The sequence below is a fragment of the Pseudomonas sp. CP-1 genome, assembly GCF_021213715.1.
Lineage (GTDB): Bacteria > Pseudomonadota > Gammaproteobacteria > Pseudomonadales > Pseudomonadaceae > Pseudomonas > Pseudomonas aeruginosa.
In genome coordinates this window covers 328,290-350,190 of the sequence record NZ_JAJQKY010000002.1, presented here as the reverse complement: position 1 = coordinate 350,190, position 21,901 = coordinate 328,290, and the positions used below count along the sequence as shown (strand labels likewise).

20 protein-coding genes are annotated in these 21,901 nt (G+C 67.9%); 6 read left to right on the top strand and 14 right to left on the bottom strand.

Annotated features, from left to right (window positions below; genetic code table 11):
- The first annotated feature begins 26 nt into the window (after nt 1-26).
- Both LT948_RS05480 and LT948_RS05475 read left to right on the top strand, forming a co-directional pair.
- Entirely contained in the window at nt 27-1,232 is a 1,206-nt protein-coding gene (locus LT948_RS05480; protein ID WP_022579720.1) for a cysteine desulfurase, read from the top strand.
- Nucleotides 1,229-1,651, top strand: a complete 423-nt coding sequence (locus tag LT948_RS05475) for a SufE family protein (RefSeq protein ID WP_003092439.1) — start codon at nt 1,229-1,231, stop codon at nt 1,649-1,651. Before LT948_RS05480 ends, LT948_RS05475 begins: the two co-directional genes overlap by 4 nt.
- Nucleotides 1,652-1,657: 6 nt before the next feature.
- Here the strand turns inward: LT948_RS05475 and LT948_RS05470 are convergent, their stop codons facing one another.
- From LT948_RS05470 to LT948_RS05455, 4 genes are read right to left on the bottom strand one after another with little or no spacing between them, the layout of a single operon-like run.
- Nucleotides 1,658-2,638 (bottom strand): DUF4340 domain-containing protein, encoded by a 981-nt coding sequence (locus tag LT948_RS05470; protein ID WP_073656924.1) that lies wholly within the window; start codon nt 2,636-2,638, stop codon nt 1,658-1,660.
- Nucleotides 2,639-2,641: 3 nt separating this feature from the next.
- Nucleotides 2,642-4,489: a GldG family protein gene (locus tag LT948_RS05465; protein WP_073656925.1), complete on the bottom strand. Its 1,848-nt coding sequence runs from the start codon at nt 4,487-4,489 to the stop codon at nt 2,642-2,644.
- Between the two features lie 10 nt (nt 4,490-4,499).
- Nucleotides 4,500-5,234 carry an ABC transporter permease gene (locus LT948_RS05460; RefSeq protein WP_073656926.1) on the bottom strand — a complete coding sequence of 245 codons (735 nt, stop codon included), beginning with the start codon at nt 5,232-5,234 and terminating at the stop codon, nt 4,500-4,502.
- Nucleotides 5,231-6,154 carry an ABC transporter ATP-binding protein gene (locus tag LT948_RS05455; RefSeq protein ID WP_003109350.1) on the bottom strand — a complete coding sequence of 308 codons (924 nt, stop codon included), beginning with the start codon at nt 6,152-6,154 and terminating at the stop codon, nt 5,231-5,233. The genes LT948_RS05460 and LT948_RS05455 overlap by 4 nt, the downstream gene beginning before the upstream one ends.
- A gap of 283 nt (nt 6,155-6,437) precedes the next feature.
- Between LT948_RS05455 and plsB the strand changes: the two genes are divergently transcribed.
- The 3 genes from plsB (at nt 6,438) to LT948_RS05440 (ending at nt 10,300) form a co-directional block, all read left to right on the top strand.
- Nucleotides 6,438-8,942 (top strand): glycerol-3-phosphate 1-O-acyltransferase PlsB, encoded by a 2,505-nt coding sequence (gene plsB, locus LT948_RS05450; protein WP_003092456.1) that lies wholly within the window; start codon nt 6,438-6,440, stop codon nt 8,940-8,942.
- Nucleotides 8,943-9,084: 142 nt separating this feature from the next.
- Complete coding sequence (locus LT948_RS05445) at nt 9,085-9,483, top strand: YbaY family lipoprotein (RefSeq protein ID WP_073656928.1); 399 nt, start codon at nt 9,085-9,087, stop codon at nt 9,481-9,483.
- Between the two features lie 136 nt (nt 9,484-9,619).
- Entirely contained in the window at nt 9,620-10,300 is a 681-nt protein-coding gene (locus tag LT948_RS05440) for a DUF4197 domain-containing protein (protein WP_003098644.1), read from the top strand.
- A gap of 40 nt (nt 10,301-10,340) precedes the next feature.
- Here LT948_RS05440 and mexK read toward each other — a convergent pair whose 3' ends face one another.
- Nucleotides 10,341-13,418 (bottom strand): multidrug efflux RND transporter permease subunit MexK, encoded by a 3,078-nt coding sequence (gene mexK, locus LT948_RS05435; RefSeq protein ID WP_003117477.1) that lies wholly within the window; start codon nt 13,416-13,418, stop codon nt 10,341-10,343.
- A 4-nt stretch (nt 13,419-13,422) separates the two neighbouring features.
- Nucleotides 13,423-14,526 carry a multidrug efflux RND transporter periplasmic adaptor subunit MexJ gene (gene mexJ / locus LT948_RS05430; protein ID WP_003129909.1) on the bottom strand — a complete coding sequence of 368 codons (1,104 nt, stop codon included), beginning with the start codon at nt 14,524-14,526 and terminating at the stop codon, nt 13,423-13,425.
- 95 nt (nt 14,527-14,621) lie between these two features.
- Between mexJ and mexL the strand changes: the two genes are divergently transcribed.
- Nucleotides 14,622-15,260, top strand: a complete 639-nt coding sequence (gene mexL / locus LT948_RS05425) for an efflux system transcriptional repressor MexL (RefSeq protein WP_003098648.1) — start codon at nt 14,622-14,624, stop codon at nt 15,258-15,260.
- A 6-nt stretch (nt 15,261-15,266) separates the two neighbouring features.
- Here mexL and LT948_RS05420 read toward each other — a convergent pair whose 3' ends face one another.
- The 8 genes from LT948_RS05420 to adk all read right to left on the bottom strand — a co-directional run bounded on the left by LT948_RS05420 (nt 15,267) and on the right by adk (nt 21,748).
- Nucleotides 15,267-16,544 carry a cytochrome P450 gene (locus LT948_RS05420; RefSeq protein WP_003137978.1) on the bottom strand — a complete coding sequence of 426 codons (1,278 nt, stop codon included), beginning with the start codon at nt 16,542-16,544 and terminating at the stop codon, nt 15,267-15,269.
- A 28-nt stretch (nt 16,545-16,572) separates the two neighbouring features.
- Nucleotides 16,573-17,358: a class I SAM-dependent methyltransferase gene (locus tag LT948_RS05415; protein ID WP_031692484.1), complete on the bottom strand. Its 786-nt coding sequence runs from the start codon at nt 17,356-17,358 to the stop codon at nt 16,573-16,575.
- Nucleotides 17,359-17,413: 55 nt separating this feature from the next.
- Nucleotides 17,414-18,109: an extensin-like domain-containing protein gene (locus LT948_RS05410; RefSeq protein WP_019484555.1), complete on the bottom strand. Its 696-nt coding sequence runs from the start codon at nt 18,107-18,109 to the stop codon at nt 17,414-17,416.
- A gap of 4 nt (nt 18,110-18,113) precedes the next feature.
- Complete coding sequence (locus LT948_RS05405) at nt 18,114-18,938, bottom strand: isocitrate lyase/PEP mutase family protein (RefSeq protein ID WP_003129903.1); 825 nt, start codon at nt 18,936-18,938, stop codon at nt 18,114-18,116.
- 72 nt (nt 18,939-19,010) lie between these two features.
- Complete coding sequence (locus LT948_RS05400; RefSeq protein ID WP_033995617.1) at nt 19,011-19,877, bottom strand: DUF72 domain-containing protein; 867 nt, start codon at nt 19,875-19,877, stop codon at nt 19,011-19,013.
- 18 nt (nt 19,878-19,895) lie between these two features.
- A complete protein-coding gene (locus tag LT948_RS05395) occupies nt 19,896-20,243 on the bottom strand; it encodes a hypothetical protein (protein ID WP_103119311.1) in 348 nt (115 codons plus the stop codon).
- A 73-nt stretch (nt 20,244-20,316) separates the two neighbouring features.
- The gene (gene tsaB / locus LT948_RS05390) at nt 20,317-20,997 is read right to left on the bottom strand and encodes a tRNA (adenosine(37)-N6)-threonylcarbamoyltransferase complex dimerization subunit type 1 TsaB (protein ID WP_023092567.1); all 681 of its coding nucleotides are present in this window, start codon (nt 20,995-20,997) and stop codon (nt 20,317-20,319) included.
- A gap of 103 nt (nt 20,998-21,100) precedes the next feature.
- Nucleotides 21,101-21,748, bottom strand: a complete 648-nt coding sequence (gene adk, locus LT948_RS05385; protein ID WP_003092485.1) for an adenylate kinase — start codon at nt 21,746-21,748, stop codon at nt 21,101-21,103.
- Between the last annotated feature and the right edge of the window lie 153 nt (nt 21,749-21,901).

The window sequence follows — 21,901 nt, the reverse complement described above, 5'->3', positions numbered from 1 at the left end:
GTAACCGTCCTCGCACAGTGTCCGCCATGTCCCTGCCGTCTCCCTGGCGCGCCGACTTTCCGGCCTTTTCCGCCTTCGCCGCGGAAGGCCTGACCTACCTCGACAGCGCCGCCACCACCCAGAAGCCACAGGCCGTACTCGACGCCCTGAACGGCTACTACCTTGGCGGCGCCGCCAACGTCCACCGCGCCCAACATGTCCCCGGCGAGCGCGCCACCCGGGCCTTCGAAGCCGCGCGCAGCCGCGTCGCCCACTGGCTGCACGCCGGCAGCCCGGCCGAGGTGCTGTTCACCCGCGGCACCACAGAGGCGATCAACCTGGTGGCCTATGGCCTGGAGCGGCATTTCCGTCCTGGCGACGAACTGCTGGTCAGCGCCCTGGAACACCATGCCAACCTGCTTCCCTGGCAGCAGTTGGCCCTGCGCCGCGGCCTGGTCCTGCGCGTGTTGCCGCTGGACGAGCGCGGGGTGATCGACCTGGAGCAGGCCCGCCATATCATCGGCGAGCGTACCCGCCTGCTGGCGATCAGCCAGTTGTCCAACGTTCTCGGCACCTGGCAACCAGTGGTGGAGTTGATCCAGCTGGCCCGCGAGCGCGGTGCCTGGACCCTGGTGGACGGCGCCCAGGGCAGCGTCCACGGACGCCACGACCTGCCGGGCCTGGGCTGCGACTTCTACGCATTCTCCGGCCACAAGCTCTACGGCCCCGACGGCATCGGCGTGCTCTGGGGTCGCCCACAGGCCCTGGAGCAACTGGCGCACTGGCAGTTCGGCGGCGAGATGGTACGCCACACCGGCTTCCACGAAGCCAGCTTCCATGCCGCTCCGCTCGGCTTCGAGGCGGGCACCCCGGCGGTTTCCGCGGCGATCGGCCTGGGCGCGACCATCGACTGGCTGGCCACCCTGGACGAAGCCGAAGTCGCCGCCCACGAAGGCGCCCTCCACGCCCGCCTGCTCGCCGGCCTGCTGGCGCGCGACGGCGTCAGCCTGCTCGGCGAACCGCAGGCGGCGCTGGCCAGCTTCTGCGTCGACGGCGTGCACGTCGCCGATCTCGCCCACCTGCTCGGCGAACAGGGCATCGCGGTGCGCGCCGGCCACCATTGCGCGATGCCGCTGCTGCAACGCCTCGAGGTACCCGGCGCCCTGCGTGTCTCGCTGGGCTTGTACAACGATGCCGACGACCTGGAGCGCTTCTTCCTGGCTCTCGACCGCTCACTGGAGTTGCTGCGATGAACCCGGTTCTCCCCGAACAGGCCCAGGAGGCACTGGACGCCTTCGGTCACACCGCCAGTTGGGAACAGCGTGCGCGTCTGCTGCTGCAATGGGGCGAGCGCCTGGCGCCGCTCGCGGAACACGAACGCCAGGAAGAGCATCGCGTGCACGGTTGCGAAAGCCTGGTCTGGCTGCTCGGCGAGCAGCGCGACGGCCACTGGCGCTTCCGTGCCGACAGCGACGCGCGCCTGATCCGCGGCCTGCTGGCGGTGCTGCTGGCACGGGTCGACGGCATCGAGACCCGCGAACTGGCGCGCCTGGACCTCAACGACTGGTTCACCTGCCTGGGTCTTTCCCGCCAACTGTCGCCCTCGCGCAGCAACGGCCTGAACGCCGTGCTGCAACGCATGCGCGAACTGGCCGGCCAGACCGCCGGCTGAGCCCGCTCAGCGCGCCAGCAGCTCCGGCAGGTGCCGGGCCAGGGCGCGGTAGCGGTCCTCTTCGATCCGATAGGCCCAGTCAGGATGGGCGGCGACCTCGCCCTCGGCGAAGCCCTCGACGCTCTTCGGCAACAACCAGTATTGCTCGCCCTGGCGCCGAATCTCGCCATCCAGGCGCGCGCCGGAAAACGTCCGCAGGCTGAACGCCAGGAGCAATGGCGCCTGCCTGAATCCCACCTGCGCCAGCGGCGCTACATCGGCGAAACGCAGGTCGGCGAACAGCGTCGCCGCGCCGTTGGCCGCTGCCTCATAGGCCAGCTTGCGCCCTGTGGGCAATTGCCGAACCTGCAGGTTCGGCTGCCCGGCGTCGTCGCGATAGAGATCCAGACGCTCGCCCTTCGGATAGCGCAGTTGCAGTTCGCGCACCCGGGCGAAGGGCAGCGTGGCGATCCGCCGGTCGAGCCACTCCAGCTCGTTGTTCGGCAACGGCAGGCGCTTGTCGATCAGCCAGGCCTGCGGGTCGCCCAGTCGTCGTACGAAGCTACCGCCATGCTGCGCATCCTTGCCGACCAGCAGCACCAGAGGCTCGCCGGACTGCCGCTGCAGGCTCAGGCGTAGCGCCTGCCCCTCGCCACGCTCCGCCAGGCCAAGCAGCGCGTGGTTCTTCGGGTTGGCGCTCTTCGCCTCGACCTTGCGCGCCTCTGCCAGTGCCTTGAGCAGCGCCGACAAGCGTAGCCGATCGGCCGGATAGCCGGCCTTGGCCGGCAGGACCCACGCGCCCGCACGCCGCTCGACCCGGATATCCGGCGAACCGTCGGCAAACTGCACGTGCAGGCCACTCAGCGTCGCGCTGTCCAGTTCCGGCAGCCAGCGCTCTGCCACCGGCAAGGCAGGTACCTCGGCTGCGCGCTCGCGCTGCAGCCAGGCGAAGGTTCCGGCCAGCGCCGCCACCAGCGCCAGCAGGACGATCAGCGTATTGCGCCGCATGCGTCAATGCCCTCCCCGGGCCATGCGCCGGCGCCGCCAGAGCCAGCCGAGCAGCACGCCGACCGTGAGCAACGAGGGAACCAGGGCGATATTGACCAGCTTCAGGGTGCGGCCCAGTGCGTCGATATCGGCGTTCAACTGGTACTGCACCTCGCGTAGTTCCTTACGGATGCGCAGCTTCTCCTGCATGTACTGGCGCACCGTGGCCTGCTGTTCGGGCGTCAGTTCGACGGCCTTCTCCGGGTCGGCACCCTGCTGTAGAGCGGCGAGTTGCTGCTCGGTATCGGCGAGGCGCTGCTTGAGCTGCTCCTCCTTCTGCCGGAAGCTCGTCTCGGCCTCGCGCTGCAGGCGCTCGACCACCACGAACGGCCGGCTGAACCGGCCGCGGGAGCGCACGCTGATCAGCGCGTCGGTGCCCGACAGGTTGTCCAGCGCGTTGACCACCAGCGCGCCGTTGTCGGCCCAGGGCTGCGGCACGCGCTGGCCGAAGAAGTCCTGCACCTGGACCCACATGCGATCGCTGAGCAGGTCGGTATCGGCCACGACGATGACATTGATGTTGCGCGCCTCCTTCAGGCCTTCGCGATGCCCCTCGATGCCCTCCGCGAAGGCACTCTTCGCCGGCCCCTGGATACGGGCGGCGAGAGTATACCGCCGGCCGCTCGGGCGCAGCTCGCGCATCAGATCGCCGGGGTCACGCAGCAGGCCGAAGCGCGAGGCATCGAACGGCATCGCCTGGGCCGAGCTTTGCAGCAAAGGCGTGAAGCTGGTGCTCGCTCCGGGGAGCCTTTCGAGGATGCCGGGCGTCGCCAGGGTCAGGCTTTCCAGGCCGGCAGTGGCGATGTCGTCCTGATCCAGCGCCTCGCGCGGCAAGCTGAGCCAGGCCGGATGCCGGGTCGGACGCTGGTCCCGGCCAAGACTGATGGACATCGCATAGGCGCCGTCGCCGAGTACCTTGCCCGGCAGCAGGCGCAGCCCCCAGGCCTCGAACAGCGGCGCGAGGTCGGACGACTTGTCGCCATCCAGCGTAGCGGCGAAATCGCTGCCGCTGTCGGCCTCGCTGAAGGGGTCGACGAACGCCAGCAGCTTGCCCCCGCGCAGGACGAACTGGTCGATGGCGTATAGCGTCTGCTCGGGTAACTGCTTGGGATGCACCAGCAGCAGCACCGAGACCTCCGGCGGGATTTCCGTGGCATCGCTCTTGAGGCTGCGCAGGTCGAATTGCTGGCGGATTTCCTCCATGACCATCCACGGCGATGTCGGCTGCCGGCTGGCCATGTCGAAGCCGCCATTGAGCGGCAGCGACGACATCAGGCCGACCACCGGCCGCTGCGGCTGGGCCAGGGTCTGCACCAGGCGGCTGATGTCGTATTCGAGGAACTCCTCCTGATCGAGCGGGAAGAAGGGTATGACCTGGACTCCGTCCAGGGCGTTGCTGCCGGCCAGGCCGAAGTACAGGTTGTCGCCGCCCTGCTGCAGGGGAATTCCTTGCAGGCCGAACTCGGTGGCCTTGTCCTCGTTCTCGGAGAACGGCTCGGGATCGATCACCTGCAGGCGAATCCTGCCGTTCGCCTCGCGCTCGTAGGCGCGCAGCAGTTCCTCGACGCGCCTGGCGTAGTTGCGCAGCGGCACCAGTTCCCGGGCACCGCTATCCGAATAGAAGAAGTACAGGTTGATCGGCTCGTCGAGGCCGGCCAGGATCCGCTTGGTGCCGGGGCTGATGGTGTAGAGCTTCTGCTCGGTCAGGTCGAGCCGCGCGCCGCTGAACAGCAGGCCGGAGACCATGTTGAAGGCCAGGAACGCCAGCGCGATCAGCAACAGCCCGGCGCCAGAGGACAACACGCGTTTCATCGACTCCCCCTCATTCGGCTTTCTTCAGCTCGACCGCCACCGCCGTGGCGGCCAGCCAGGCGACGATCAGGCTGACGAAATACAGCAGGTCGCGCAGGTCGATGACGCCCTTGCTGACGGCATCGAAGCGGGTCAGCAGGCTCAGCGAGGCCACCGCATCGAGCAACCACTGCGGCGCCCACTGGCTGAACGCATCGAGCACCAGCGGAAAGCCGCTGAGCATGAACAGGAAGCAGGCGGCCACGGCGAGGATGAAAGCGATCACCTGGTTCTTCGCCAGGGCCGACATGCACGAACCGATGGCCAGGTAGCCGCCGGCCAGCAGCCAACTGCCCAGATAGCCGGCGAGAATCGCACCGTTGTCCGGCTCGCCCAGGTAGTTCACCGTGAGCACCATGGGGAAGGTCAGCAGCAGCGCGATTCCGGCGAACGCCCAGGCGGCCAGGAACTTGCCGGCCACGGCTTCGAAGCGGGTCAGCGGCAGGGTCATCAGCAGCTCGATCGAGCCGGACTTGCGCTCCTCCGCCCACAGGCGCATGGCCAGCGCGGGAACCAGGAACAGGTAGAGCCAGGGATGGAAGGCGAAGAAGGAGGCCAGGTCGGCCTGGTTGCGTTCGTAGAAGTTGCCCAGGTAGAAGGTGAACACGCCCGCCAGGACCAGGAAGATCATGATGAACACATAGGCCAGCGGCGTGGCGAAATAACTCGCCAGCTCGCGCTTGAAGATCACCGGCAGTTGCTTCATGCCTCCGTCCCCCGGGTCAGGTTGCGGAATACCTCGTCGAGCCGGCCGCGCTCCACGTCCAGTTCGCGGATCCGCCAGCCGCGCTCGGCGACCAGCCCGCTGACCTGGGGAAAGATCACCGCGCCCGGCTGCGCCAGGACGGTCAGGCTGCCTTCGGCGGGGTTCTCCTCGATGCCCGCCACGCCCGGCAGCACCGCCAGCGCCACGGTATCCAGGGGGTCGTCGCTGTAGAGCGTCACCGCCTGGTGGTAGCGCGAGCGGCTGGCCAGCTCCAGCGGCGTGCTGTCCGCCAGCAGCCGCCCGCCGCCGATCACCAGGGCGCGGCTGCACAGCGCCGAGACTTCCTCGAGGATATGGGTGGAGATGATCACGATGCGCTCCTGCGCGAGGCCGCGGATCAGTTCGCGGACCTGGTGCTTCTGGTTCGGATCGAGCCCGTCGGTGGGCTCGTCGAGCACCAGCGCCCGCGGTTCGTGGAGGATCGCCTGGGCCAGGCCGACACGCCGGCGGAAGCCCTTGGAGAGGGTTTCGATGGTCTGCCGGCGCACCTCGTCCAGTTCCAGCAGCCCCAGTGTCCGGGCGACCCGCTCGCGCTTGCCGGCGCCACGGTAGCCACGGATCTCGGCGATGAAATCGAGGAAGCCCTGCACGGTCATTTCCGCGTAGCAGGGCGAACCTTCCGGGAGGTAGCCGATCAGCCGCTGCGCCTGCAGCGTGCGGCTGCGGATGTCGAAGCCGAAAATGCTCGCGGTGCCGGCGCTGGGCGCCAGGAAGCCGGTGAGCATCTTCATGGTGGTGGACTTGCCGGCGCCGTTCGGACCGAGGAAGCCCAGTACCTCCCCCGTCGCCACCTGGAAGGACAGGTCGTCCACCGCCACCCGCGAGCCGAAGCGTTTGCCGAGGTTTCTTGTTTCGATCATGGTCCCCTACCTGTTCCGGCGGCCGCCGCCATGTCCGGCCAGGGCCGCGAAAAACGCGCAGGGACTATAGCCGAAGCGCCCCGCCGCCTGGCAATACGGGGCATCGGGAGAACCTTGGCAAAACGTGACAGAACCCGAACGCTTGCCGAAGGTTCTACATTCGCAACCTGTTCGCCGCCGTTCGCCGTAGGACGCGTTGCGTTCTTTTGCGGCCCTCCGGGGATTGCGGCAAACTAGCCGCGCCCGTCACGCCGGGTCCCGATCAACTGCCAGTAGACACCGTATGCCCCGCTACCCGTTCCGCCGCTTTGGTTTTGGCGCCTTGCGCCGCCTGCTGTACCTCTGGGTACGCTCGGAAACCATCAACCAATCGGCCTTCACCCTGAAGATCGACCGCAGCAAGCCGGTGCTCTACGTGCTGCAACAGCCTTCGGTCAGCGATCTCGCGGTAGTGGATACCGAATGCCGCAAGGCCGGGCTGCCGCGTCCGGTGATGCCGGTAGCGGTAGGCGACGCCATCGAGCCGGCGGCATTCTTCTACCTGACGCCCGAACCCGACTGGCTGGGCCGCCAGGACAAGCGCGGCGCCTCGCCGACCCTGGTGCGCATGCTCGCCGCGGTCGGCCAGAACGGTCTCGACGACGCGCAGATCATTCCGGTCAGCGTGTTCTGGGGACAATCGCCGGACAGCGAATCGAGCCCCTGGAAGCTGCTGTTCGCCGACAACTGGGCGGTCACCGGGCGCCTGCGCAAGCTGGCGCGCATCCTGATTCTCGGACGCAAGACCCGCGTGCAGTTCTCCGCGCCGATCCACCTGCGCGAGCTGGTGGAACAGGGCAAGGGCCACGAACGCACGCTGCGCATGGTCAACCGTATCCTCCGGGTGCACTTCCGCAACCTGAAGACCGCGGTAATCGGTCCCGACCTGTCGCACCGCCGCAACCTGGTCAAGGGCCTGCTGCGCGCGCCGCTGGTACGCCAGGCGATCAACGAGGAATGCGAGAGCGAACGGATATCCCAGGAGAAGGCCGAAGGCATCGCGCTGCGCTACGCCAATGAAATCGCCTCGGACTTCTCCTATCCGGTGATCCGCTTCCTCGAAGTCATCCTCAGCTGGTTCTGGAACAAGCTGTACGAAGGGGTCAAGGTCAACCACATCGAGCGGGTGCAGGACGTGGCCCAGGGCAACGAGATCGTCTACGTGCCCTGCCACCGCAGCCACATCGACTACCTGCTGCTCTCCTACCTGCTGTTCCGCAACGGCCTGACCCCGCCGCACATCGCCGCCGGGATCAACCTGAACATGCCGGTGATCGGCTCGATCCTGCGCCGCGGCGGGGCCTTCTTCATGCGCCGCAGCTTCAAGGGCAACCAGCTCTACACCGCGGTGTTCAACGAGTACCTGCACACCCTGTTCTCCCGCGGCTTCTCCACCGAGTACTTCGTCGAGGGCGGTCGTTCGCGCACCGGGCGCATGCTCCACCCACGCACCGGCATGCTCGCCATCACCCTGCGCAGCTTCCTCCGAGACTCGCGCCGGCCGATCGTCTTCGTGCCGGTCTACATCGGCTACGAGCGCGTGCTGGAAGGCCGCACCTACCTCGGCGAACTGCGCGGCGCGACCAAGAAGAAGGAGTCGATCTTCGACCTGTTCAAGGTGGTCGGCGCTCTGAAGCAGCGTTTTGGCCAGGTCTGGGTGAACTTCGGTGAGCCGATCCATCTCGACCAGTTCCTCGACCGCCACCAGCCCGACTGGCAGGACCAGGACCTCGGCCCGGAATACCGCCCCGACTGGCTGCCGCAGACCACCAACCTGCTGGCCAAGGACGTCGCCCGCCACCTCAACGACGCGGCGGCGATCAACCCGGTCAACCTGGTCGCCCTGGCGCTGCTCTCCACCAGCCGCCAGGCCCTCGACGAAAGCGCCCTGGCGCGAATCCTCGACCTCTACCTGGCGCTGCTGCGCAAGGTGCCCTACTCGCCCAGCGCGACCCTGCCGGACGGCGACGGCCAGGCCCTGATCGAATACGTGAAGAGCATGAACCTGCTGGCCGAGCAGAAGGACGCGCTGGGCCGCATCCTCTATCTCGACGAACAGAACGCGGTGCTGGCGACCTACTACCGCAACAACGTCCTCCACGTCTTCGCCCTGCCGGCGCTGATCGCCAGCTTCTTCCAGAGCAACTCGCGGATCAGCCGCGAACAGTTGCTGCGCTTCGCCCGCGCGCTCTATCCCTACCTGCAGGCGGAACTGTTCATCCGCTGGAGCCTGGACGAACTCGACGCGGTGATCGACCAGTGGCTGGCGGCCCTGGTGGAGCAGGGCCTGCTGCGCCAGGAGAACGACACCTTCATCCGCCCGGCGCCAAGCTCGCGGCAATACGTGCTGCTGATCCTCCTCGCTCGTTCGGTGACCCAGACCCTGCAGCGCTTCTACATGGCCATCGCCCTGCTGCTCAACGCCGGGCAGAACGCCCTGACCGCCGAGGAACTGGAGAACCTCTGCACCGTGATGGCCCAGCGCCTGTCGATCCTGCATGGCCTGAACGCCCCGGAGTTCTTCGACAAGAGCCTGTTCCGCCACTTCATCCAGACCCTTCTCGACCTGCGTGTGCTGCGCAAGGACGAGGCCGGCAAACTGAGCTACCACGAACTGCTCGGCGAACTGGCCGAAGGCGCCGCCAAGCGCGTGCTGCCGGCGGAGATCCGCCTGTCGATCCGCCAGGTGGCGCTGGAGCGTCCCGCCGAGGAAGCCGCCGCCGAAAGCAACGACGCAGCCGCCAACTGAGACCCGGCGCCCGCCCTGCGAGGGGCGGGCGCCGCTCCGCTGAAATATCCTGCGACCTTTCCCTGTTCCGGCCCGGCAACCTATGCTGGTTTCCCGGGTCAGAGGCCCGCTCGTTTTTTGTTCCGTCTGAAAGGAGGCTCCCATGAAAAAACTGCCATTGCTGCTCGCCGCCAGCGTCCTCGCCGGCTGCGGTACCCAGCAATCGACTTCGAACGCCAGCTTCGATGGTGAGGTCTTCTACCGCGAGCGTATCGCCCTGCCGCCCTCGGCGCGCCTGAGCGTGAGCCTGGAAGACGTGTCCCTGGCCGACGCCCCTTCGGTGCAGTTGGCCAGCCAGACCCGCGAGATCACCAGCCAGGTGCCGCTGGCGTTCCACCTGGAGTACGACCCGAAGCAGGTCAAGCCGGGCCACAGCTATGCGGTGAGCGCGCGCATCGAGCTGAACGGCCAGTTGCTGTTCATCAACACCACCCGCCACTCGGTGAAACTCGACGGCAGCGACCCGCAGCCCTATCGCGTGCAGGTCGAATCGGCGCGCTGAAGCACACCGCGGCATGCCGCCGGTACGAACCGGCGGTTCCCTCCAGTACACTCCACCTCCTATTCGCTACCGGTTGCCGATCCACCTCACGACGAGCGGCCGGATACCCCGTACGTTCCACATCAAGGACGCTGTCATGTTCCGACTCACTGCCCTCTGCGCCGGCCTGCTACTCTCGGCCAACGCCCTCGCCCTGTCCCTCGCCGACCTGTCGCAGAACGACGCCTCCAGCGGCCTGAAGGACGCCCTGACCCAGGGCGCGCAGATCGCCGTCCGCCAGCTTGGCCAGCCGGGCGGCTTCAACAACAACCCGGACGTGCGCATCGAACTGCCCGGCAAGCTGGGGAAGGCGGCGAAGCTGATGAAGCAGTTCGGCATGGGCGCCCAGGTCGACCAGCTCGAGGCGAGCATGAACCGCGCCGCCGAGGCTGCCGTGCCGCAGGCCCAGGGCCTGCTGGTGGAGGCGGTGAAGAAGATGACCGTGGCCGACGCCAAGGGCATCCTCAAGGGCGGTGACGACGCCGCCACCGAATACCTGGACAAGTCCAGCCGCGAACAGCTGCGCGCGAAGTTCCTGCCGATCGTCAAGCAGGCCACCGACGAGGTCGGCCTGGTCAAGCAGTACAACGCCTTCGCCAGCCAGGCGGCGACCCTTGGGGTGGTCGATGCGAAGAGCGCCAACGTCGAGGGCTATGTCACCGAGCAGGCCCTCGACGGGCTCTTCGAGATGATCGCCAGGCAGGAGAAGAGCATCCGCCAGAACCCGGCGGCTGCCGCCACCGGCCTGGCCAAGAAGGTCTTCGGCGCGGCCAGGTGAGTCGACGGACGGGGCGCGATCGCCCCGTCCCCTTCTCCCGTCAGGCCCGCGCCTCGTCCTTCTTCACGCGGAACCAGGCGGCATAGAGCGCCGGCAGGAACAGCAGGGTGAGCACGGTGGCGACGATCAGCCCGCCCATGATCGCCACCGCCATCGGCCCGAAGAACACGCTGCGCGACAGCGGGATCATCGCCAGCACCGCCGCCAGCGCGGTCAGCACGATGGGCCTGAAACGCCGCACGGTAGCCTCGATGATGGCGTGCCAGCGATCCAGTCCATGGCTGATGTCCTGTTCGATCTGGTCCACCAGGATCACCGAGTTGCGCATGATCATGCCGGCCAGGGCGATGGTCCCGAGCATCGCCACGAAGCCAAACGGCTGGCGGAACAGCAGCAGGAACAGAGTCACGCCGATCAGGCCCAGCGGTGCGGTGAGGAATACCATCGCCATCCGCGAGAAGCTGCGCAACTGCACCATCAGCAGGCTCAACACCACCACGATGAACAGCGGCACGCCGGCGTTCACCGAACTCTGGCCCTTCGCCGCGTCCTCCACCGTGCCGCCCACCTCCAGCAGGTAGCCGTCCGGCAGCTCGGCGCGGATCGGTTCCAGGGTCGGGGCGATCTGCGCGACCAGGGTCGCCGGCAGCGAATCGTCGTAGATATCGGCGCGCACGGTGACCGTCGGCAGGCGGTTGCGGTGCCAGATGATGCCCTCTTCGAAGCCGTATTCGAGCGTAGCGATCTGCGACAGCGCCACGCTCCGGCCATTCTCGGTCGGCACCGCCAGGCTCGGCAGCAACGACAGGTCACGACGCTCCTGCTCGGTGCCGCGCAGGAGGATCTCGATCAGCTCGTTGTCTTCGCGGAAGAAGCTCACGTGCGAGCCGGTCAGCGCGCTCTGCAGGAACTGCGACAGGCTGGCGGTGCTCACCCCCAGGGCACGGGCGCGCTCCTGGTCGATGCTCAGGTACACCACCTTGCTCGGCTCTTCCCAATCCAGGTGCACATTCACCACGTGCGGGTTCTCGCGCATCTTGTCGGCGACCTTGCGCGCCAGTTCGCGAACCTGCGGGATGTCCTCGCCGGAAACCCGGAACTGCACCGGATAGCCCACCGGCGGCCCGTTCTCCAGGCGACTGATGCGGCTGCGCAGGTGCGGGAAGTCCTCGTTCATCCGCTCGATCAGCCACTTGCGCAGCGCCTCGCGGCTCTCCAGGTCCTTGGCCAGCACCACCACCTGGGCGAAGCTGGCCGCCGGCAATTGCTGGTCCAGCGGCAGGTAGAAGCGGGGCGAGCCAGTGCCGACGTAGGCCACGTAGTTGTCGATGCCGTCATGGCCCTGCAGCATTTTTTCCAGGCGCTGGACTTCCTCGCCGGTAGAGCGCAGTGAGGCGCCCTCCGCCAGCTTGATGTCCAGCAGCAGCTCCAGACGCGCCGAGGGCGGGAAGAACTGCTGCGGCACCAGGCGGAACAGCAGCAGCGCGCCGACGAAGGCGGCGAGGGTCAGGACGATCACCGTCTTGCGGTAGCGCACGCACCACTCCACCAGACGCCGGAAGCGCTGGTAGAAGGCCGTAGCATAGGGATCGTAGCCATCGGCGCTGCCGCCGTGCTTCTGCGCGTGCAACCTGGCCAGGTCCGGCAGCAGCTTGGCCCCCAGGTAGGGAACGAAGACCACCGCGGCGAACCAGGAGACCACCAGGGCGATGGTCACCACCTGGAACAGCGAGCGGGTGTATTCGCCGGTGCCGGACTGCGCGGTGGCGATCGGCAGGAAGCCGGCGGCGGTGATCAGGGTGCCGGTGAGCATCGGGAAGGCGGTACTGGTCCAGGCGAAGGCGGCCGCCTTGAGACGGTCGTAGCCCTGCTCCATCTTCACCGCCATCATCTCCACCGCGATGATCGCGTCGTCCACCAGCAATCCCAGCGCCAGCACCAGGGCGCCGAGGGAGATCTTGTGCAGGCCGATGCCGAAGTAATGCATGGCGGCGAAGGTCATCGCCAGCACCAGCGGGATCGACAGCGCCACCACCAGGCCGGTGCGCAGGCCGAGGGAGAAGAAGCTCACCAGCAGGACGATCACCAGCGCCTCGGCCAGCACCCGGATGAACTCGCCGACCCCGGTACGTACCGCCGCCGGCTGGTCGGACACCTTGCGCAGTTCCAGTCCGGCCGGCAGCGACTGCTGCAGGCGGGCGAACTCGGTTTCCAGGGCCTTGCCCAGCACCAGGATGTCGCCGCCCGGCTTCATCGCTACCGCCAGGCCGATGGCGTCCTCGCCCATGAAGCGCATGCGCGGCGCCGGCGGATCGTTGAAGCCGCGGCGAACCTCGGCCACGTCGCCGATGCGGAAGGTGCGGTCGCCGACGCGGATGGGGAAGTCGCGGATCTCCTCCACCGAATCGAAACGCCCGGAAACGCGCAACTGCACGCGGTCGCTGGCGGTCTCGAAGAACCCGGAGGAGGCCACCGCGTTCTGTTCCTCCAGCGCCTTCTGTACCGCCGCCAGGGGCAGGCCGAGGGTGGCCAGCTTGGTGTTGGACAGGTCGATCCAGATCTTCTCGTCCTGCAGGCCGATCAGCTCGACCTTGCCGACGTTCCTGATCCGCTGCAATTGCAGTTGCAGGCGGTCGGCATAGTCCTTCATCACCGCATAGTCGAAGCCCTTGCCGGTGAGCGCATAGATGTTGCCGTAGGTGGTGCCGAACTCGTCGTTGAAGAACGGGCCCTGGATGCTTTGCGGCAAGGTGGCGCGAATGTCGCTGATCTTCTTGCGGATCTGGTACCAGAGTTCGGGGATCTCGCTGGAATGGATGTCCTCGCGGGCCATGAAGGTCACCTGCGAGACGCCGGGGCGGGAGAAGGACACGATGCGATCGTAGTCGCCGGTTTCCATCAGCTTCTTCTCGATACGCTCGGTGACCTGCCGGGCCACCTCTTCGGCGCTGGCACCCGGCCAGTTGGTCTGCACCACCATGGCCTTGAAGGTGAACGGCGGGTCTTCGCTCTGCCCCAGCTTGCTGTAGGACAGCGCGCCAACCGCGCCAAGCAGGATCATCAGGTACAGGACGATCTGGCGATTCTGCAACGCCCAGGCGGAAAGGTTGAAGGACATGCGACTACTCCTTGGCCGCCAGTTTCACCGTGCGGTTGGCCCGGTCGATCGGACGCACCTGCTGCCCTTCGCGAAGCACCTGGACCCCGGTGGCCACCACCCAGTCGCCAGCCTTCAGGCCTTCGAGCACCGGCACACGGTCCTCGGCATAGGGACCGGTGCGCACCGGCTGCCGGCGCAGGGTCGAGCTGCCCGGTTCGACCACCCAGACGAACGCCTGGCCGGCCTCTGCGGTCAGCGCCGACAAGGGAACCGATAACGGCACCGCCTCGGCGGCGGCGACGTAGACCCGCGCGCTCTGGCCCAGTTCGGCCGGAGTCGCGCGGTCGTCGAAGGCCACCCGGGCGGCGAAGGTACGCGATTGCGGATCGGCCGCGGGCGAAAGCTCGCGGATATGCCCGGCAAAGCGTCTGTCGCGTTGCGACCAGAGTTCGACCGACACCGGCTGGCCGATGCGGAAACGTTCGAAGCTGTGTTCCGGCAGGCCGATCAGCACCTCGCGCTCGCCGTCGGCGGCCAGGCTGAAGACCGTCTGCCCGGCCGCCACCACCTGGCCCACCTCGACGCGCCGGCTGGCGATCACACCATCCTGGGGCGAGCGCAGCACGGCGTAGCCGGCCTGGTTGTCGGCGACGTTGAATTCGGCGCGGATCTGCTTCAACCGCGCCTCGCCGGCGCGGTAGCTGTTCTGGATGTTCTCGAACTGGGAATGGCTGACCAGGTTGCGGTCGAGCAAGGTGCGGTAGCGCCGGTACTCGGCGCGCACGGTCTGCAGGTTGGCCTCGGCGGCACTGACCTGGGCCCGCGCCGCCTCCAGTTGCAGGCGCACGTCCTGGGGATCGAGTTCGGCCAGGGGCTGGTCCTTCTTCACCCGCTCGCCGACTTCCACCAGCCGGCGGATGACCTTGCCGCCGATGCGGAAGGCCAGCTCAGGCTCGTGGCGGGCGCGGATCTCGCCGGGAAAGGCCTGGCTCACCTCCCCCGCCGGCTGGGGCTGGACGACGATCGCCGGACGCGCCGCGGCTGGCGGCGGCGTGCCGTTGCCGCAGGCGGCGAGGAACAGGGAGGAAAGCAGGGACAGGGCGACGAGCGGGATATGGCGGTACATGTGACACCTTCCGCAAACTGCGTTCGAGTTCTTATACTGGGCGGTATAGTAAAAATACAGAACCCATCAGTCCAGTATTTCAATTGTATAAGCGCATGTCAGAACCCACCTCCTCCGTCGGTCCCGGCCGGCCCAAGGACCCGGCCAAACGGGAAGCCATTCTCGAGGCGGCCAAGCGCCTGTTCCTCTGCAACGGCTACGACGGCAGCAGCATGGAAGCCATCGCCTCGGAAGCCGGCGTTTCCAAGCTCACCGTCTACAGCCACTTCACCGACAAGGAAACCCTGTTCAGCGAAGCGGTGAAGGCCAAGTGCGCCGAGCAGCTTCCCGCCCTGTACTTCCAGCTGGCCGAAGGCGCGCCGCTGGAAAAGGTCCTGCTGAATATCGCCCGCGGCTTCCACCGGCTGATCAACAGCCACGAGGCGATCGCCCTGACCCGCCTGATGGCCGCGCAGGCCGGGCAGAACCCCAAGCTTTCCGAGCTGTTCTTCGAGGCCGGGCCGAAGCAGGTGATCGACGAGATGGAACGCCTCCTCGAGCAGGCCCGCCGCAGCGGCAAGCTGGCGTTCCCGGACGCGCGCCACGCCGCCGAACACTTCTTCATGCTGGTCAAGGGCTGCGCCAATTACCGCCTGTTGATCGGCTGCGCCGAACCGCTGGACGAGGCCGAAGGCGAGCGGCACGTGGAAGAGGTGGTGGCGCTGTTCCTGCGCGCCTTCGCCGCGGGCGGCTGACGCGGCTCAGGCGCGACGGCGGAAACGCACCCGCGCTCGCTGCGGACGCAGTGAAAACCAGCCGCGCGGCGCCAGGTCGCCGTCGTGCATGATGTCCCAGTGCTCGACCCAGTAGGCCAGCGCCGCCGCCAGATCGATCATCGCCATCGCGGTGCCGGGGCAGGCGCGGTCACCGAGGCCGAAGGGGAAGTAGGCGCCACGCGGCCAGCGCGCCGGTTCGAGGAAGCGCTCGGGACGGAACTCCAGCGGCGCCTCGAACCAACGGGGATCGCGCTGGGTGATCCAGCTCGAGACCATGGTCACGTCGCCGCGCTTCAGCCGCTGGCCGAACACCTCGATGTCCGCCGTCACCTGCCGCGGCGCCAGGCCGTAGGCCGGCGGGTACAGGCGCAGGCACTCCTGCAGGACCGCCCTGAGCAGCGCGCAATCGCGCAGGTCGGCGACCGAGCGGATCGCCGTCCAATTCACTCCCGCCAGCTCGGCGCGTAGCCGCGCGAGCAACTCGGGACGCTGGGCCAGCAGCAACAGGCTCCAGGTCAGGGTCACGCCGGTGGACTGGTGGGACGCCATGAGCAGGGTGCAGAGTTCATCGCGTAGGTCCGCCAGCGGCCGCGGCGAGCGCTCCGCCACCTCGCCCACCGCCTCGCGCAACTGGCCCAGCGCCCAGCGCTTGCGCGGACACAGTTTGCTCGGGAACCAGTGGCCCAGCGGCAGGCCGGTGCTCATTTCCAGCAATGCCACCCGCGACAGCAGGCGCACCGCCTTGGCGATCCGATAGGCCGACGGTTGCAGGTCGACGTCGAACAGCGCGTGACCGCTGAGGGTGACGCTGAACGCAGCCATTTCCAGGTCGAGGTCGTATTCGCGCCCCTCCTCCACCCGCTCGCTCCACTCCGCGGCCAGGCGGCGAACCTCGCTGGCCGGCGGCGGCGCCAGGTGCGGCCGTACCTCCTTGCGCCGGGCCTGGGCGGGGGCGCCCTCACGCATCATGAAGCTGCGCCCGTTCCACTGTTTCAGCATGCACAGCGCCGGCTGCCAGCGTTGCAGGTCATCGCGGCGATCGACCATCAATTCCTGCACCGCCTGCGGATGGAACAGGCACCAGAGGCGCTGCGGGCCCATGCGGGCGACCGCGAGGTCCGGCTGCGCGACGTGCATCTTCTGCAACCAGGCCAGCGGATCGCGCTGCATCTCCAGCCAGTGGCGGGCGCCGGCACGCCCGTCGTTGGCCCAGGGCAGGTGCGCCAGGCGCCGGCGAATCGGACAATCGATGGTCTGCTGCATACTCGCCGCCTCCCTGCGGTGTCGACACTCAGCCCTTGCCCAGGGCCTTCTTCGGGTAGATGTCGTAGCGGCTGGACTTGCCTTCCAGGCTATAGCCGGGCTTGGGCCCTTCGATGATCGGCGCCTTGCGCGGGCGCTTCACCACCACCCGGTGGCTGGCCAGGGCCAGGGCCGCCTGCAACAGCGCCGGAGCGTCGAGATCGTCGCCCACCAGCGGCCGGAACAGACGCATTTCCTTCTTCACCAATGCGCTCTTGTCGCGATGGGGAAACATCGGGTCGAGGTAGACCACCTGCGGCGCCTCGCCGTCCCAGGCGCGCATCAGGTCCGCCGAATTGCCGCCGAGCAGACGCATCCGCGCGGCGATCGGCGCCACGTCGGGATCGCGCCGGGCGCGCTCCAGGCCATCCTCGAGCAGGGCGGCGATCAGCGGCTGGCGCTCGACCAGGGTCACCTCGCAACCCAGGCTGGCGAGGACGAACCCATCTCGGCCCAGGCCGGCCGTGGCATCCAGGACGCGTGGGCGGATGCCTGGCTGGACGCCGACCGCCTTGGCGATCATCTGCCCGCTGCCGCCGCCGAACTTGCGCCGGTGGGCGCTGGCGCCTTCGACGAAATCGACCCGCACCGGACCGGGGGAGTCCGCCCCCAGTTGCAAGACCTGCAAGCCCTGCTCGCCGACCTGCACGGCGAACTCCGCCTCGTCGTCCGCCGCCAACGGCAGGCCGAGCCGCTCCGCCCAGCGCCGCGCAACCTCGGCGCAATCGGCGGACAGGGCTTGGACATGCAGGCGAGGAGCGGTGGAATCGGTCATGGTCGGGCAATCGTCGTGGAAAGCGCGGATTTTGCCAGAGTTGGCCCGCGCGCGCTCACCGGCAGACCTTCCATAGGCCCATGTCGAGATGGAAGTGATCCCGGTGGGCGGCATTGTAGTCGGGCCCCAGCACCGCATTGAAACTGGCGCAGGCGCCGTCCCGCACGCGGCGCAGGAAGCGCCCGTCGGCGCCCTGGTCGGCCCAGTCCGTGGCCAGGCGGATTCGCCTCCCGCCGGCCAGGCGGAAGCCGCTGATGTCCAGGGCATTGGCCGAAGCATGCTGGCTGCGCCGGCCGTTCTCGCGGTTGTAGACGTTGCGGCAGGCGAAGCTGCCGATATGCTCGACCCGCGTCAGCGGCTGGCCATAGATATCCAGGGCTGCCGGTTGCAGCACGTGGCGCTCGAACAATGCATAGCTCACTGCCAACGGGCAACTGGCGAGGAAGCTGCTGCTCAACTCCAATGCCGCCCCACGCACGCGCAGGCTGTTGCTCAACGGGCAGGTAGCCGATGGCGGATCGTCGGCGACCCGCTGGTAGCGCAGTTGCGAGGTGGCCAGGGCGGCGTCGCAGAGGCTCCGGTCGTCGGCCAGCCGCCATAGCTTGTAGCGGGTCAGCAGGTTCGGCGGTTCGCGCACGTCCAGCGGCAGCCAGGGATTCCAGCGCGCCGGCAGATCGAGCCACTGGTTGCGCAGGGCGCCGACGGCCCCCGCCAGCAGCAGCAATGGCAGCAACCAGGCCAGGCGGCGCACGGGTTCAGCGGAACAGGTCGTTGATACGGTCGAAAGGCATCGCCGCACGGGTCGCTTCCAGGTCGCGCCGCGCCAGCGCCTGCGCCGCCTCATGGAAAGCGCCGAAGGCGACCCGGGCAAGGTTCGAGCCCAGGCTCACGCGCTTGACGCCGAGGGCTTCCAGCTCGTCCAGCGACAGCTCCAGGCGCGGCGAACCGACCAGTACGTTGACCGGCTTCGGTGCCACCGCTTCGAGCACCGCGACGATCTGTTCGCGGCGGTTCAAGCCAGGCGCGTAGAGCACATCGGCGCCGGCATCGGCATAGGCGCGCAGGCGCCGCAGGGTGTCGTCGAGATCCTCGCGACCATGCAGGAAATTCTCCGCGCGGGCGCAGAGGGTGAATGGGAATGGCAACGCACGGGCCGCCTCGACCGCGGCAGCGACCCGCTCCAGCGCGGCGGAGAACTCATAGATGGGCTGTCCGGCGCGCCCGCTGGCATCCTCGATGGAACCACCGACCAGGCCGGCCTCGGCGGCCAGGCGGATGGTCGTGGCGCAGTCTTGCGGAGCATCGCCGTAGCCGTTTTCCAGGTCGGCGGCGACCGGCAGATCGGTGGCGGCGACGATCGCCCGGGCGTTTTCCAGCGCCTCGGTCCGGCTCACCGCGCCTTCCGCATCGCGCCGGCCCAGGGAGAACGCCAGGCCGGCGCTGGTAGTGGCAAGGGCGTCGAAGCCGAGGCTGGCGAGCATCTTCGCCGAACCGGCATCCCAGGGATTGGGCAGGACCAGCATACCGGGCCCCTGGTGCAGGTCGCGGAAACGTTCGGCGCGTTGGCGTTGGCTGGTCATGGCGGCGGGCTCCGTGGCGGGGAAAGGACTCCCTAGCCTAGGCGCAGGCCGGCGGAGCGTCGAGCACCGCGCTCAGAGCAGGCCCAGTTGCTCCACTTCCGGGACCGGGATCGGCTCGGGTAGCGCCGGCAAGCCTGGCAGGCGCTGGCCCAGCAGCGCATGGAAACGCTGGGCCTGCTGGGCCGCCAGGTGATTGTCGGGGGTATGCAGGAATACGTATGGAGTCAGGCCGGCCTCGATCCAGTCGGCCACCTTGTCGACCCAGGGCAAAAGGAACACCTCGTTGGCCGGCAGGTCGGGACCGCCGATGAAACGCACCTGTGGCGTATCGCTGAAGGCCGCCGGACGGATCGGCAGGCGCGGCTTCTTCGACTGGGCGTGGAGCACCGCCGGATCGTCCGAACGGCAACTGAACAGCGCCCGCGAATCCAGGCAGATGCGCTCCACGCCACGCTCGCGCAGGTGGCGGTTGAGCAGGCGCTCGTCCTCGCCTTTGTCGAAGAACGCCGGGTGGCGTACTTCCACGGCAATCCGTCGCGGACTCAGCTCATCGAGGAAATACAGCAGTTCGCCCAGGCGCTGCGGGGTGAACGCCGCCGACAGTTGCAGCCACAGCGGGCTGACCCTTTCGCCAAGCGGCGCCAGCAGTTCGAGGAAGTCGTCGGCGGCCCCGAGCCGTTCGCGCAGGTCGCCTTCGTGACTGATATCGCGGGGAAACTTGGCACAGAAGCGGAACCCCGCCGGCATCGTCTCGGCCCAGCGCCGCACGGTTTCCGCCGAAGGCCGGGCATAGAAGGTGGTATTGCCCTCGACCGCGTTGAAGATGCCGCCGTAGTGTCCGAGGTAGTCGGCGGAACGCAATTCGCGCGGATAGAAGCTGCCGCGCCAGGCCGCCTCGTTCCAGGATGGACAACCGAGGAAATAAGGAAGGGAAACCACGGGAGCGCGCGGAGCCGCTCAGGCGTAGAGGTCGAGGCCGAGGACATCCTCGGCGCCGGCGTCGATGTTGAGGCTGGCGGTGGAGTTGTAGCTGGCCAGGGCCATCGCCGCATGGCTGCTTACCGGGCGCTGGAACGCCAGCAGGTCGCGGGCGCTCACCGGCAGGCTGTCGCCGCCCGCCGAACTGGCCTGGACCTTGCGCGCCTGCGGCGCCTGCTCGAAGCCCTGGCTGCCGGAAACCGGCGCCGGCTGCTCGCGCCGCGCCTCGACATCGCGCTGCACGTCGCGATACGGCGTGACCGCCGAGCCCGGTCGGGCGCTGCGCTCCAGCGGCAACGAAGAGGAAGAAAGTCCGTCGATACGCATGATCAAAACCCGGGGAAGTCTCCACACTCTAGCCAGCCCCGAAAGGCTTGGCAATTACCGCTGCGCGGCATTTTCAGGGCGCTTTTTTCGGCGTCGCCACGTTGTCGCGCAGGTACACCGGCAGCGCCTGTTCCGCCTCCACGCCTTCGCCGCGCGCCCAGGCGAAGCCGGCCAGGTTGAGCAAGTCCTCGGCATGCGGCAGCAGGCTCGCGTCCAGCGCGGCCGGGCGCTGCGGCATGCGCTCGACGTAGCCCCAGCCGGTGCCGGCGCCGAACCAATCCGCGGCAGCGGCGTCCCACGGTACGGCGACCCGCTCGGGCGGCAGTACCGCTTCGCTGCCGGCCAGGCGCATCTCGCCCTGTTGCAACTGGTAGCAACCCCAGTAGACCTCGTCCATCCGCGCGTCGATGGCCGCGGCGACCCGCTCCGCACCCTGCTCGCGGTAGGCCCGCTGGGCCAGGATCGCCAGGTCGGAGACCGCCAGTACCGGGCGCTGCAGGGCGAAGGCCAGACCCTGGACCACGCCGATGGCGATGCGCACGCCGGTGAAGGCGCCCGGACCGCGCCCGAAAGCGATGGCGTCCACTGCGGACAGAGCGACGCCGGCCTCGTCGAGCAGGTCGCGGACCATCGGCAGCAGGCGCTGGGCGTGCAGGCGCGGGATCACCTCGTAGTGACTGAGCGCCCGCCCCTCGTGGAGCAGGGCGACGGAGCAGGCTTCGGTGGAGGTATCCAGGGCCAACAGAGTGGACATCGACGGTTCCGCGTGGTGAAAAAGACGCCGATTGTACCAGCCTTCTCCGCCCCGGAAACGCCGACGGCCCGCAAGCGGGCCGTCGGTGCTACAGCGCTGCGGATCAGCTCAGGGCCGAAAGCACTTTCGCGGTGATCTGCTCGACCGAGCCGACGCCGGCGATGCTGTGGTATTTCGGGGTGCCTTCGGCGGCCGACAGCTTCTGGTAGAAGTCGACCAGCGGCTTGGTCTGCGAATGGTAGACCGACAGGCGGTGACGCACGGTCTCTTCCTTGTCGTCCTCGCGCTGGATCAGCTCTTCGCCGGTAACGTCGTCCTTGCCGGCGACCTTCGGCGGGTTGTGCTCGGTGTGGTACACGCGGCCGGAGGCCGGGTGCACGCGACGACCGGCGATACGCGACACGATCTCCTCGTCGTCGACGGCGATCTCGACCACGTGGTCGATGGTCACGCCGGCGTCCTTCAGCGCTTCGGCTTGCGGGATGGTCCGCGGGAAGCCGTCGAACAGGAAGCCCTTGGCGCAATCGGCCTCGGTGATGCGTTCCTTGATCAGGGCGATGATGATGTCGTCGGATACCAGGCCGCCGCTGTCCATCACGCCTTTCACCTGCTGGCCGAGCGGGCTGCCGGCCTTGACTGCGGCGCGCAGCATGTCGCCGGTGGAGATCTGCGGAATGCCGAACTTCTCGGTGATGAACCGTGCCTGGGTGCCTTTGCCGGCACCGGGTGCCCCGAGCAGAATCACACGCATCGATATGCTCCTTAGAATTAGTAAGCGAAAGTCTGGATCCGCCTCGTGGGGCCAATCTCGTATTTGCAGGAAACGGCACTGTATGGCGCCGAAAAGGCTGTCCAAGATACACAGCGCCCCCCCACCGCACAAGACACCGAAAGTCGCCCCCCC